This window comes from Verrucomicrobiota bacterium (assembly GCA_038744685.1).
Classification (GTDB): Bacteria; Verrucomicrobiota; Verrucomicrobiia; order Opitutales; family Puniceicoccaceae; genus Puniceicoccus.
In genome coordinates, this window is record JBCDMB010000009.1 from 96,254 (window position 1) to 109,794 (window position 13,541).

Sequence of the window (13,541 nt, forward strand, 5' to 3'; positions counted from 1 at the left end):
TTTTCTAACCCCCCGCGTCTGTCGGATGCCAAGATGAAAAGGCCTTGAATGGACCTTCTACCAGCCGACTCTCGGTCTCCTACCCTGTTTGGTTATGTCGACTTGGTCCTCCCACACGGCTAGCCCAGTCGCGATTTCGGTCAAAGAGAGCTGAAAGGTAAACGTCATCTGCTGGACACTGCCTGCAGTTGCACGGGTTTCGATGAGCCGCCCGGAAAGTGAGTATCCTGGTTGCACGGCGGGTGAACCGTCGCCGCCACTCCTGAACGACTCATAGGCAGCTTGGTCTTTCGCTAATGGATCTTCAGCAGTGCCGCCAAGACCTACCGTGGTCGTCGTGACTGCTTTACCACTTTGATTGAGTGCTACCCGAATTTGTTTGGTAAGCAGATTGGTGTCCACCTGCTGCGAGGTATTGTTGACAATCCTGCTGATCGCGAGGACAGCTGGTTGCTGTGCCGACCGATCGAGCACTCCGGAAGCGAGTAGGTTCTGGACCATCTGATCCGCTGCATTCGCCCAGTCCTGAATGTCGATTTCGTTTACGGTGACGATGGTGTTAGGGCCTGTCGGATCGACATACCTGGCACCACCACCGCATCCGGTGAAAAGAAGAAAAACCGGAAAAGTGAGGAAAACTAAGAGACTTTTGATCATGGAAAGACGCGTAGCGGATTGTCGGGTTAGTTGGTTTCGCGAAGACTTAGACGGAAGTCGACCACGTTGGGGTTTGGCGCAGTGGCCGCAATAGAGATGGTTTGTCCTCCTTCGATACTGGAAGGACGCCAAATCGGCTTGGGGCTCGTCACCATCATGCCGTTTTGTTGGATCCACTGGAATTGGTAGGCAAAGGATCTGGGTCTGACCTGGCGATTTCGGAAAGTCACTTGGACCTGCAGGAGATCGCCTGCCGTCGCCTCATTCACTGAGACAAGCGAAAGTCGTTTTTCCAGATTGCTATCGAAGACATCGATCCTCGCATCTACCAGGTTAGGCGTTGCCTGACCCGTCTCCCGTTCGATCGTGTTTGTGGGAGTGCTGCATCCAAGAAGGAGTAACAAGATCACAGAGATGGATAGGATTAACGAAGCTTTCATTGTAAACGGAATTGATGGATCACGGGGTTGTTCGCACTGGCTGTGACTCTTGCATGAACGACCAACACATTGCCTTCTTCGAGAGAAACTTCAACCTTTTGGTTGCTTCCGGCGAATTGGATGAGGAGCTTGCGATCCGAGGGCATGGGTACCCGAACACCTTGAATCTGCTTGGGTAGCGTAAACCAAGTTCGTAAGTCTGGCTGATTCGTTATCGCTTGGTAGAAGATACCAAACACGTCGATCAATGCCTGGGCAGCCGAGCCATCTTTTGCTTGGCTGCGAGCGGCATAGAACAATGCTGCTTTGCTGGCTGCGGCGACGATCGATTGAGTAATGACGAGCGACTCTTGGTCATTGAACTCTTGCGCGATCACCTGATCGATGTCTGCAATGAGAGAGGTCTGGAAGGCCTCCCCGCCTACAGTTACGGAAGCAGAGGAGGGAAAATTCGGCTGGAACCGGAGCACTGGAAAAGAGGCGGCAAAAAAGGGGACACTCCCGCTACCAAAAATGAAGAGGGGAAGCTCTATATCGATGGATTCGCGAAAAGGAGAGAGTCCTGTCTCCAGTAGAATCACCACGGAATCCGGCTGACCGTTGCCATTTACAATATCTTTTGCGAGTTGGAACTCGCTGCGGAGCCAAATGGAATCAGGATTAAGGCTACTGGTTCTCTCAATGCTTTTTAGGCCTCTCTCGAGGTCGGATGAGTCGACTCCCTGATTCAGGAAAAAGAGTCCGTCGAGATAGACGGAGAACGGATTTACGTAGGGGGCATAGGACTTCATATTTCGAGTCGGTCCATAAATTTCAGAGAGTTTCCTTTGGGTGACTGGATCGTTTTCGATTCGACTGACATTGATTTGGTCTCCGTCTTCTCGCCTCCCTCTTTCAATTTCGCTCTGAACCTGTTCAATTCTCTTGGAGTTCTCTTCTACTGCGCGCTGCTGGCTGTTGTAAGCACGGTTTAGAGAGACCCGAGCAGCGGCAAAATCTCCGGCGTTTAAATAGTTTAAGGCAGAGTAGGTGTGGAGCATGATTCGGTCGTAAGTGCGGGCCCGGTACTGCGTCATTCCCGGATTCACCAGAAGAGCAATGCCCGCCTGCGAGATCTGGAAAGAAGCCTCTTGGTCCATCTCCTGAATGCGGGTCCACGTCTTGTCGTAGGTTTCCTGGCTGAGCTCTAGTTGATCGATATTTCGGAGAAGGGTACCTTCTTCCAAACCGAGAAGAACCCTGTCGCGGCTCCCTTCTTTGTCGTTGACTAGCTTCTTTCCATCCTGAGCTGCCTTTTCCCAGGAACCTAGAGCCCAGCTCTGGCGAGTGGCAGCCACCTTGTCGTTGTAGGTGCTGCATCCGCTCAGAAGAAGAATCAGAATGAAAGAGGTCAGGAGTCTGGAGAAGCGCCACTCGTAGGCTCCATCTCCGACAGGAAGGGTCGAACTTTCTATATCATCGACTTTAGTAGGCCGATGCCACTCCTGACGGCTTTTTAGCTCTACGCCAAAAGCAGCCGCATCTTTTTCATTGGGTCCATGCAGTTCAACCGCAGCGCGCATGGAAGAGAAATCTATGGAGCGGGAATTATTCCGCCGGACGGACGATCTGGCTTTTTTCTACGCCATAGTCCTCAATGATCTCCGCACGGGTTACCCGTGGCAGAACCTCGATCACTTTGACCTTGCCCACTTCTGCTTCGACAGAACCGAGTGACTCTCCGGTGTCTGGATCGACCATCTCCTCGCCTTCGGCAAAAACCCTCCAGACCTCACCGGGCGAGATATCAAATCCATCTCCTCGATTGAACATGACGATCTTACCGGTTACACCGACAATGCGGGCAGGAAAAAGAACATCCACAACCCTATTGGATACGTTGTCTGCAGCCGCCTTGCTGATTGCTCCGAGAAGGTTGTCTGACATCTCTCCCGACCGCACCGACTGGTAGGACGGCTCGTCTTCGATATCCTGTTCAGTGGTCTCGACTCGTGCGGATTCGAGAAGCCTTCCCGAGGTAGTGTCGTAGATTTTGGCGACCGCGCCTATCCGAATGATCCGCTTGGTAACCGACTGGCCGATTGCCTCGAAGGTGGCGGTCTCCTCGTAGTCCTGAAAATCACTGATCGTGGTCACGACGAGGTACTTCACGCCGCCCAACCGGAAGGCCTCGGCGGTGTTGGGATCATTGAGGTCCAAATTGCCGGACCCTGCGAGATTCTGCTCCGCTAAAATCGCGGAGAGGTCACTGCGGGCGAATAGATCGAATCGACGGGTTTGCTGAAAGGAGTTCACCATCTCGGAATCAATTGCCTCCACAACACGGTTGAGTTCGATCGTGCTATTTGACCGACGAGCTTCAGCTTCGACTCCGGGATTCACTTCAACCGGACCTATCGCAAGAGAGAGTTTGCCTGATCCGTCGGTCTGGGCGTGGAGAGAGACCGCAGAAAGGAGGAAGACTACTGAAAGAATGTTTCGTTTCATGATCTTAATTACTGCTTGGGATTATCACCAAGTAGGGTCCTGTTGTTTTGCTCGATGGTGATGGCTTCATCCGTATCGACCTTGATGTCTGATTTGGCATCCTGCCTGATGTCCCAACGGAGACCGCTCTGCGCAAACATCTGGGCGATCCCGAGAATGCGTTCCGCCTCGGCGTCCGTCAAGACCCGCTCGCTGCGCAAGCCCTCGAGGAAGGCGGATTGTTCCCGGAAGCGCTGAATTTCTGCGTCTGTAGCTGACATCCGGACCGTCAAGTCCATGTCCTCACGCACGTTCACGGTGCGTTGCCAGTCATCAAATCCTTCGCGCTGGAGAGTAATTTCGTGAAGACCGGGCGTCGCGGAAAGGCTACCGGGTGCGGATCCAACGGTCACCCCATCGACAAGCACGGTCACCGCATCAAGGGTTATGTCATTTCGCTCTCCCGTGACAAAAAGCTCTCCGGATTCAAGAGTCGTTACTTCCGGAACCGTCATCCCCATGCCTCTGGGAATGATCGTGAAAAGCACCTCGGCTCCCGCTTCTGAACTGCTGGAAAGGGAACTCGGAGAGACCGCCGCAGCGACTTCCTCACCGATTCGCTGGGCGGCGAGGCCGATCAGTTCGTTGGTCGTGTTGGCTACTGCAGTTACCGCACCTTCAGTAGCTCGAAGACCTTTTCTCACTTGCCCGTTTCCGCCTGTAAGAACGGAGCCGTCTGAGGCTTTGAGAAGCCGGTAGGAGAACGAGAGGGTGTAAATGCGATTGGAAGTCTGCGTTCCGTAACCGGAGAACTCGCGAACCTCCTCGTTAAGGTTGCGGAGAGTAGAGACCAATGCGTACTCAGAATTGGCCTGACGAGCCTGGTTGAGCGTGGAGGCATCGCTGACTTTTTCGTCGCCAGTCTCCTCAGCGAACTGATCTCCGCGAACGTTGGGAGAAAATCCGTAGCCAGACAATTCCGCTGCAAGCGCATCGCGAAAAGCGCTTGCCTGCACAGAGTCGATGTCTCCGTCCGCTACTCGGGAGATGACAAAGACTGATCCTCCCTGGTCGGCAAGCGACAGTGCGGGGAGTAGAAGAGAGAGGAGTAAAGATTTCATGATTTGGAGCAAGATAATGACCCAATAGAAGCGTGGGTGCAACCACAGTATCCGTTCAACAAGGTGCTCTGAGGGTAGTTTTGTCCGTTTCTAGGATTGGAGGAGTCCTTCAGATTCGATTGATCAGATTTGAACAAGCCGGATAACGAGGAAAGACTGAAAGTGTGGGTGTAACGAGCGAGGTTGAGCCAAGGTTTTGGCGGGAGGCACGGGAGGTCGGCTTTGACTCTGTTTTTGCGATGGATTTCGAAGGTGGAGACCAGACCGGAGTGATCGAATTCGGGATTGTCGGAATTTCCCGGGAAGGTCTGTCTCTTTTCTCAAGTGGGTTTTGCTCGGCCGTTTCCGCGATTCCCGAACGGGAATTCCAAACTCATGGGCTAACGAATACCGATCTTTTGGATGCTCGACCGTTTGGAGATTTCTGGGAGCTTTTTCGTGATCTCCGCAAGCGAGGTCCCTTCCTTGCCCACTCAGCCCAAGTAGAAGACCGGTTCTTGCGCCGTCAGTGGCCGACTCCAGGGGAAGTTCCGGATTGGTCGAGCAAAGAATCTCTCTCGATAGAGTGGGGTCCATGGTTGGATAGTTGTCGAGTCTACCGTTCTCTCCGGCCCGGCCAGGCCGCAGGGCTCGAGAGTCTGATCACCTCCGAAGGCTTGGGCGAACACTTGGATGGGGTGGCACAACGGGAATGCGAGGTCGGTCGTTGTCGGTGGCACGCGGCGCTCTTTGACGCGATTGCATCGGCACTCCTTTTTCAGAGAGCGGTTAGAATGCAACCTGACTGGGGGGTGCGCCGCTTTTTTCATGAGAGCCAAGGTGGCTCTCTCGAGGAGCAAAGCACATTTGGTTTTGGTTGATCAGGAGACCAATTATCCCTAGGACGACACGATGAAAAGATGCTGGCTGCGGTATTTGTTTTTCCTGTCTCTTGTTCTTGTCGCTACCGCAGGTGCGGTTGAGAAAGGGGCACGCCCTCAGCCTCTTTCGGAAGACGAGGAGGTGCGGGCCTTGTTTTTCCGTGGTCTGGACCTCCACCAAGAGGGGGTTGCCGGTGATGAGGACGCTGTCATCGAAGCGCAGGAGATTTTTGAGCAAATCTTTGAAGGCCACCCAGAGGACGCCCGCGCTCAGGCTTTTCTTGGAAACCTCTATGTCCTTAGGGCAAGAGACGCTATTTTCTATCGTAAGATGGGCTGGCTGGAAAAAGGGGTGGATACTTTGGATGCGGCAGTCGCAAACCGACCGGAAGATCCTCACGTGCGTTCCGTTCGCGCGATCAACAGCTATCTACTGCCGCGGATCTTTGGGAGAAGGGATATTGCTGAAGAGGATTTTACGGTCCTTCTCGGATGGGCCGAAGATGAACCGGATCGGTTTGACAATGGATTGCTGCGATTGGTCTATTATCACGCAGGGCAATTCAAATCGAGAAACGATGACGAGTTGGCTAAAACGCTCTTCCTCAAGGCCCTCGATTCGCCCGGAGAAAGTGTTTCCGAGGAGGAAATTCAAAAGGCACTCCGCAAGGTTACGGGGTAACCGACACATTGTCCGGTTCGGGAGAGTAGTCACCACTCGCGACTCGAAACCACTTTTCGTCGGCTGTGAAAGTGACATCAAGTGCCGGATACCCGAATGACTTCCCAAGGTCTTTCCAGATTGCTTCGCGGATAGAGTCGGCCTCAGTAACCCTGGTGGATTCTGAGAGAACATAGACGTGGACGACCACAAACCGACCGAGTTCCAAAACGCGCGATTCGCGTTTTCCGAACCGATTCTTCGGGAGGTGCTGATCCAGAATGGATTCGACAGTTTCAAGGACCTCAGGAGGGGCTGAGCGGGAAACCATCTGTCTCCAATTGCTTTGAAGAATGCGAAACGTTGCCGGCAGCACGGCGATGCAGACAAGCGCGGTTATTGACGGGTCCACGTAGGGAACCCATGACGACCTGCCCCATCCTGGAAGAAGCCATGCGATCAAAAAAGCAACGGCAACGCCCAGGCTTACAATGCCATCAATCAGCCAGTTCTTTCGATCCACTTCGACGATAGGCGAGGCTGTGTCTTTCATTCGTCTCCCAAGAATGATGGCGAACAAGAAACAACAGGCTGTGGCTACTAGAGCATAAGAAAGAGCCATTCCGGATGCGATCTCCCGTCCACCCCTCGCGATCGAGATGGCAGCGGCAATCACAGCTAGGAGTGAGATCGAACCGATGAGAAGGCCCTTGGTGAAATTCAGGATGGGTTCGAATGAGAGGTAGCCGAACGGATACCTTTGGTCGTCGGGACGGATGATTAAAGTGGAAACCCTCAAAGCCAGTAGGGCTAGTCCGAAGCCGGCGAGAGAATACGCACCATCAAGGAGAATCGCCTGCGACTGCGTAACTAGAGCTAGGGAGCAGCCGAACGCGGCCATAAACAAATTCCCGAAAACCGTGATGAGGATTGATTTTCGCTCGTGGAGAACTGTCGGATTTCGCGGCGTTTTCACTAACTCTTCCTGTAGAGGAAGACCTAAAACGAGTAATCAATCAAGGCACCGTAGACGTTGTAATCGGGAATGGGGTGATTGCTGAAATCCACAGCAACAAAAAAGCCTTCGAGGGAAAATCCACCGGGTAGGTCATAGGTGAAAAGCAGATCAAGTTCCAGCGAGTCGGATTCGAGAGCGTAGTTTTTTCCGAATCCGAAGGCTGGATTGAGAGTGAAGTCTCCGAAGGTAACCGAGCCATCGAGATAGAAGAGCAAGAGATCGTTTTCATCGTTGAATGGGTAGAGGTCGTCCTCTTGCAGAGGATCAAAGGCGGTAAAGACACCGGCGTTGATGTCTATGTTGTTGTCGCTCACGTAAAAAATGCCTGCACCGAACGAGTATTGCTCCGTCTCTATTCCGGTGTGTATGAGTCCGGAAAGAACACTGCCATAGTCGGGTTCAATTGAGCTCGAAATCAAATTGTCGTAGTAGGCGAGGATCAGATTGGTTTCCCAAGTGGCGTCTTCTGAGAACATCGGCGCAGGCAAAGAGGTGTCGAAAGAGGATCCGTATGAGGCGATGAGTCCTTCCTGGTAATTGAGGAAAGGGGCAACCGTGAATACTTCGCTAATGGGTAACGATCCCTGTAAGGCAAAGTGAATGTCGGCTGCGTCCGGGCTTGCGTCCGATACGTCCTGCCATCCGCTGATTCCATCCGCGTCGTAGTCATATTCCGCATACTCGATCCACCGGTTGATCAGAGAGAAGCTGACTTGGTAGCCAGAGTCCTTGCCGGCACTTAAGTTGATGCCTTGTTGGTAGTCGCCGTCCAAGACCGGACTCCCCGAAAATGCCCGCCGACCGACGAATCCACCCCAATGGTGAACCTCATCTTCGTAGTCGAGATAGAGCTGCTGCAGGACGGCCTCATCGACAAAGTCTGCCGAGAAATCGCCGGGATGATTCTCCCAAAGCTTCGCAACTCCTAATCCCTTGATGCCGCCGGAGAATCCATAAATGGGTGAACTGTCGTAACCCGCCTGGAGGTAGGCCCAAGCCAGACCAGAGTCAGAGGCATCTTTGTTCTCTTGAAAGTTAAAAGCGGTTCCGGCGTTTCCCTGGAATTCACCCTTCTTGAGAAATTCAGGAAAGACTTGCATGTGCTCTACCGAAACCTCGGGTGCTGACTCAAGGGAGAGAGTTGTAGAAAGGATTAGTGCAGAAATCGATCGGTGGGTCATAGCGCAAAGGGGGTATTGCTGAACCGAGAAAAAGATATCCCGAATCTCTAAGCTCTGTAAAGGTGTATCGCTGGCTGAAGACTCTTGGGTGTGCAATTAGAGCCACGGGGTAAGCTAATTAGTTTTTCGGGAGGGACCACCTTCCTCCTTCGCTCTTCGAGCTTCGGCGGACACGCCGCGTAGTCCGCGGGTCGGATTGGTCGTCCAGCCGAAACGATTTGGACGGAACAGAGCCCGTCCCTCCCCCGAATACCCCGCATAAAAAATGACACCCGACTCTTGGGTAAGAGGCGGGGTGTGGACTTATGATCACTTGGGTGACGCAGAATCCCTGACAGAAATTGATAGGGAAACAATTCAGTCCGGTTGGAGGTGACGGGATGATCGGTTGATGGGGTCGAGGTTCCTTCGACCATCTTGAGACCGTGATTGACCCGGCAGCAAATTGAAACAATAGACAAGAGACCATGCGCAAGTCCCCTATCGCTGCGGTTTCCTTATTCCTGTTCATGATTTCTACACTTCCTTCTGCGGGGTCATTCCCTTGGCCTCATGAGGGTTCCGACCTTTCACCGGACCCGGCTATTCGCTTTGGTTCCCTTCCCAACGGAATGGGTTACCTGATCCGCCCATCCAGCGAACCACCGGACCGCGTCAGTCTTCGGCTGGTCTTCCAGGTGGGCTCGCTGATGGAAACCGAAGAGCAGCGTGGACTCGCTCACTTTCTGGAGCACATGGCCTTCAACGGGACTACCAATTTCGCCCCTGGGGAGATGGTGGAGTACTTTCAGCGACTCGGCATGGCCTTTGGTGCCGACACCAACGCAAGTACCGGCTTCGACCGAACCGCTTATCAGCTGGAGTTACCCAGCGGTGATGAACAGTTGAGGACGGAGAGCCTCGTGCTCCTTCGCGATTACGCGGATGGAATTCTTCTCGGGGAGGAGGAGATCGAGAAGGAGCGGGGAATCATCATTTCGGAAAAGGTCAGTCGCGATACGGTGGATTTCCGGACCTTTCAGGCGGAGGTCGGTTTTCTCCTTCCGGACACACTTTTTGCCAATCGGATGCCAATCGGGATCCAGGAAGTGATTGAGACCGCTCCGAGAGAGGAATTTGTCGATTTCTATGAGACTTGGTATCAGCCCGACCGAACGTTTTTGGTAGTCACTGGTGAGGTGGACACCGATGAGTGGGAGAAGGCGATTCAAGAGGTTTTTGGGACCTATGGTGAGAGCCGGCCGGATTCTCCCGGAGATCCTGATCTCGGAGTAGTCGATTTTTCCGGGTTGAAGGCGAAAGTCCATCGTGAGGTCGAAGGCAAGGGAGTCCGCTTCGAGATCTCAACGGGAGAGGCGATTGAGGATCTTCCCGACACGCGTGCCCGAAGGGTTCGGGAAGATCAGTTAAAAATTCTCCACTCGATCCTCTCGCGGCGGTTGGAGCGTTTGGCGCGTGACGAAGATTCTCCGATTCTTTCCAGCTACGCCTACAATTACCCTCTCTTCGAGTTTATCGAGTTGTCAGGAATCTCTGCAACGGTCCGTCCGGAGGATTGGGCAGAGGGGATCGCTCTCGTTGAGCAGGAGCTTCGAAAAGCGTTGGAGCACGGTTTTTCCGAAGCAGAAGTGATCGAGGCGGAAGCGAAGCTGGTTCAGGCAGAGCGTGAAAAGGTGGCCGGTCAAGGAACCCGACGCACTTCTGTCTGGGCGGAGGATTATGCGAGGTTGACCAACAGCGACCGCGTCCTGCTTTCGCCCGAGGACGAGCTTTCTATTGCCGAAGAAGCTGCCGAACTAGCGACTCCTGCAACGTTGCTCGATTTGATGAGGTCGACTTGGGGAGAGAGCGGAAGACGTCTCTTTCTTACCGGACCCGTTCCCGAGGATGTTTCTGCAGAATTCTTGATCGCCGCCTATGAGTCTTCAGCGGCCTTGCCGGTTGAAGCTCCGGACCTTTTAGCGGATTTGGTGTTCCCTTACAGCGCGGGGGGAGGCGTGGTCCCGGAAACAGTTCAGCCGGTTGATTCTCTTGGGGTGACCCAGGCGGTTTATCCGAATGGAGTGAAAGCGAACTGGAAACAGACTCCGTACGAGGAGGATTCGATTTTGATCAGTGTTCGGGTGGGTAGTGGCGGACTGAGCCTTCCGGAGAATCTTCCTGGGATTTCGCGGCTCGCTGAGGGCGCGTTCCTTCAGGGTGGCCTGGGTGAGATTTCGTTTGATGACCTCCAGACAGTGACCGCAGGAAAAACAATCTCGACTCGTTTCACTGTGGGAGAGGATTCATTGCAAATCCAAGGGCGCACCCGACCGGAAGACCTCGATCTCCAGTTGGACATTCTTCGGGCCTACCTGACCGACCCTGGTTTTCGGCCTGAGGGGATCAGCCTGTTCCGCCGCTCGATCGCGCCTCAGTATCGGGAGATCGAGTCGACTTGGCAGGGAATCCTGCAGAGTGAAGGATGGCCGTTTCTCTACAGCAGCTTTGGTCTAAACCGCTTCCCAACCGAAGAGGAATTGGAGTCCCGCACCTACGAGGAATTGCGGAGTTGGCTCTTACCCCAGTTTAACGATGGCTATTTGGAAGTTTCGGTGGTGGGCGATTTTGACGAAGAAGCGCTTCGGGAATCTCTGGATCGTGTTTTTGGCACTCTACCATCGGGGAGAGCCGTAGTCGCTGAGAGTGCCGGTTCCGGCGAGGGGCCAGTTTTTCCGGCGGGTGAAGATAGGTCCTTTGGGGTTTCTTCCGAGATTCCACAGGGTGTTGCAGTCGTAGCCTTTCCATCTTCCGGGCTCGCACCGATCGAGGAAAGCCGTCGCCTTTCCCTTTTGGGGTCGATTGTGGATGATCGCATGAGGGTTACGATTCGCGAGGAAACGGGGCAGGCCTACTCCTACGGATCGGGTAATCGTCCCAGTGACACGTACGATTTCGGAGTTTTCTATGCGATTGCGATTCTCTCGCCAGAGCTTGTCGATCCGGTCACCGAGCAAATTCTCGAAGTGATTGGATCGCTCCGAACGAATCCCATTACCGACGACGAGAGACTGCGGGCACTCGCGCCCAATTTGAAACAATTGGAAGACATGCGCCGCGACAATCGCTACTGGCTGAGGGTTTTGGACGGTTCGCAGGCGAACCCGGACCAAATCGATTGGGCACTATCGCTGCTGGACGGGTATCGTGCGATTTCGACAGCAGACCTACAGGAAGCGGTAGAATCCTATCTCGTCGGGGATAAGGCGACCAAGGTGAGAATTGCCTCCCCGGTTCCGGTTGCAGAGTAGGGGTTACCGCAAGACCGGCAAGCCCTCCTGCGTCTTCACTTGACTCCAGTGTCTTCCCGATTTCGGGAGTCTTGGAAAAAATAGCCTCCGGCCCGCGCGGCGGTCGTTTCTCCCTTGCCTCACAGCCGATTATTGATGGGCTTGCGGGAGCTTGAGCCACGCGAAACTTTTATCCACAGAGAAAAGCCATGAGCCACTCCATTAAACTTGAATCCGGAGGGACCATTCCTCCGATTACCCTCCCTCTTGTCCAAGGTGGCTCGGTCACCCTAGGGGAGCGAGACGATCCCGAAATTTGGCAGACGATTATCATTTACCGTGGATTGCATTGTCCCTTGTGCAACAAATATCTTTCCCGGCTGGAACAGCTCAGAGACGAGTTTCTCTCGGCCGGATCGGAGATCGTAGCAGTTACCGGAGATCCTCTGGAAAAAGCCGAGGCAATGGTGGCGAAGAACGACCTTACTTTCCGCGTTGCCTACGGCTTGTCGGTAGAGCAAATGCGGGAACTAGGACTGTACGTATCGCAGCCAAGATCGGCTGAAGAGACCGATCGCCCTTTTGCTGAGCCCGCTACCTTTGCGATCAATTCGGACGACAAGATCCACCTGATTGAAATTTCCAACACCCCTTTCAACCGCGCTGACCTCAAAGAGTTGGTGGAAACGATTGAGTGGGTCCGCGAAAATGACTACCCGATCCGCGGCACCCTGTAGGGATTTTTGGGGAAAAGGATGAAAGGCTAATCGGTCGGAGATCTGAATTTCAGGATGGATGATCGTTCAACAAGTCTTTCCGTGATCAAGGAGAAGGTTCTTGCTTTTGCGAGAGAGCGGGATTGGGAACAATTCCATTCCCCGAAGAATCTAGCCATGGCGATTGCTGCCGAATCGGGGGAATTGCTGGAGCACTTTTTATGGATGGACTCCGACAAATCACGCGAAGCGGGCACGGATCCCGACAAGATTGCCAAGGTGCGTGAGGAGCTGTCGGACATCATCATCTACTGTATCGAATTTGCGAACATGACTGGCACGGATCTGAGTGCCTCCATCGACGCCAAAATTAAATAAAACGCCCGCAAGTATCCGGTCAATAAGTCCAAAGGGAGTTCGGCAAAGTACACAGAATTATGAGCAAGCAGGAAGTGTTGATTCTTTGCACGGGAAACTCCTGTCGCAGTCATATGGCAGAAGGTATCCTTCGTGAAACGGGTGGCGACCTTTTCGAGGTCTACAGCGCAGGTGCAAAACCCGCTGGGTATGTTCACCCGAAGGCGATTACGGTAATGAAGGAAATCGGTATCGATATCTCCTCACACACCTCCAAACATTTGGACGAATTCCTCGACCGTGGGATGAATACCGTCATTACCGTATGCGACAACGCTGCGGAGGCTTGCCCGACCTTCCCGGGCAAAGTCAACCGCCACCACTGGTCATTTCCCGATCCCGCTCACGCGAAAGGAACAGAGACTGAAATTCTCACTGAGTTCCGCCGAGTGCGAGACGCAATCGCGATGGTGATTCAGGCCTACGTCGACGGCTATCAGGAGGGGAAAGCGGAAAGCTTGGTAGCAAGCGGATAATACCAAATTTAAGAAGGATTGATAGTTATGGCGGGATGGGGGATGAGTCTGAGCAAGGCGGCCCGATTGGAGGCGGGTCTGCGACCCGTGCCAATCGGGCAAACGCAGCTCAGGCTCATTCCCCCGCCCGTCCTGTAAGGATGCGCCCGGAATCGAAGGTCGCGGCGTTGCAGGGATCGACGCGTATCTCGATACGCATCAGATCCCTGCGCCTTGCGCTGCTTCGATTCCGAACTGCACCATAACTGTCAATCCTTCT

13 protein-coding genes are annotated in these 13,541 nt (G+C 53.7%); 6 read left to right on the top strand and 7 right to left on the bottom strand.

The features are described 5' to 3' along the window. Positions 1 to 57 precede the first annotated feature (57 nt). Genes AAGJ81_07515 through AAGJ81_07535 form a run of 5 tightly spaced genes read right to left on the bottom strand, consistent with a single transcriptional unit; the run spans position 58 to position 4,684 of the window. A complete protein-coding gene (locus AAGJ81_07515; protein MEM0965976.1) occupies positions 58 to 657 on the bottom strand; it encodes a penicillin-binding protein activator LpoB in 600 nt (199 codons plus the stop codon). Positions 658 to 683: 26 nt separating this feature from the next. Beyond that, positions 684 to 1,097: a YcfL family protein gene (locus AAGJ81_07520; protein ID MEM0965977.1), complete on the bottom strand. Its 414-nt coding sequence runs from the start codon at positions 1,095 to 1,097 to the stop codon at positions 684 to 686. Further along, the gene (locus AAGJ81_07525) at positions 1,094 to 2,659 is read right to left on the bottom strand and encodes a hypothetical protein (GenBank protein MEM0965978.1); all 1,566 of its coding nucleotides are present in this window, start codon (positions 2,657 to 2,659) and stop codon (positions 1,094 to 1,096) included. Before AAGJ81_07525 ends, AAGJ81_07520 begins: the two co-directional genes overlap by 4 nt. A 25-nt stretch (positions 2,660 to 2,684) precedes the next feature. Then, positions 2,685 to 3,584 (bottom strand): CsgG/HfaB family protein, encoded by a 900-nt coding sequence (locus tag AAGJ81_07530; protein ID MEM0965979.1) that lies wholly within the window; start codon positions 3,582 to 3,584, stop codon positions 2,685 to 2,687. 8 nt (positions 3,585 to 3,592) lie between these two features. Continuing rightward, on the bottom strand, positions 3,593 to 4,684 hold the full coding sequence (locus tag AAGJ81_07535; GenBank protein MEM0965980.1) for a PEGA domain-containing protein: 1,092 nt from the start codon (positions 4,682 to 4,684) through the stop codon (positions 3,593 to 3,595). 164 nt (positions 4,685 to 4,848) lie between these two features. Here AAGJ81_07535 and AAGJ81_07540 point away from each other — a divergent pair, with 164 nt between their 5' ends. Next, the gene (locus AAGJ81_07540; GenBank protein MEM0965981.1) at positions 4,849 to 5,544 is read left to right on the top strand and encodes a 3'-5' exonuclease; all 696 of its coding nucleotides are present in this window, start codon (positions 4,849 to 4,851) and stop codon (positions 5,542 to 5,544) included. 31 nt (positions 5,545 to 5,575) lie between these two features. Then, positions 5,576 to 6,226: a tetratricopeptide repeat protein gene (locus tag AAGJ81_07545; protein MEM0965982.1), complete on the top strand. Its 651-nt coding sequence runs from the start codon at positions 5,576 to 5,578 to the stop codon at positions 6,224 to 6,226. Here the strand turns inward: AAGJ81_07545 and AAGJ81_07550 are convergent. Both AAGJ81_07550 and AAGJ81_07555 read right to left on the bottom strand, forming a co-directional pair. After that, complete coding sequence (locus AAGJ81_07550; protein ID MEM0965983.1) at positions 6,216 to 7,181, bottom strand: cation transporter; 966 nt, start codon at positions 7,179 to 7,181, stop codon at positions 6,216 to 6,218. The two genes, AAGJ81_07545 and AAGJ81_07550, sit on opposite strands and share 11 nt — an antisense overlap. 23 nt (positions 7,182 to 7,204) lie before the next feature. Next, positions 7,205 to 8,404, bottom strand: coding sequence for a hypothetical protein (locus tag AAGJ81_07555; GenBank protein MEM0965984.1), 1,200 nt, complete (start codon positions 8,402 to 8,404; stop codon positions 7,205 to 7,207). A gap of 467 nt (positions 8,405 to 8,871) precedes the next feature. Between AAGJ81_07555 and AAGJ81_07560 the strand changes: the two genes are divergently transcribed. The 4 genes from AAGJ81_07560 (at position 8,872) to AAGJ81_07575 (ending at position 13,282) form a co-directional block, all read left to right on the top strand. Further along, entirely contained in the window at positions 8,872 to 11,694 is a 2,823-nt protein-coding gene (locus AAGJ81_07560) for an insulinase family protein (GenBank protein ID MEM0965985.1), read from the top strand. Between the two features lie 188 nt (positions 11,695 to 11,882). Beyond that, the gene (locus AAGJ81_07565) at positions 11,883 to 12,410 is read left to right on the top strand and encodes a peroxiredoxin-like family protein (protein MEM0965986.1); all 528 of its coding nucleotides are present in this window, start codon (positions 11,883 to 11,885) and stop codon (positions 12,408 to 12,410) included. A 54-nt stretch (positions 12,411 to 12,464) separates the two neighbouring features. Continuing rightward, on the top strand, positions 12,465 to 12,767 hold the full coding sequence (locus tag AAGJ81_07570) for a nucleotide pyrophosphohydrolase (GenBank protein ID MEM0965987.1): 303 nt from the start codon (positions 12,465 to 12,467) through the stop codon (positions 12,765 to 12,767). Positions 12,768 to 12,826: 59 nt separating this feature from the next. Continuing rightward, positions 12,827 to 13,282, top strand: coding sequence for an arsenate reductase ArsC (locus tag AAGJ81_07575; protein MEM0965988.1), 456 nt, complete (start codon positions 12,827 to 12,829; stop codon positions 13,280 to 13,282). Positions 13,283 to 13,541: the final 259 nt, after the last annotated feature.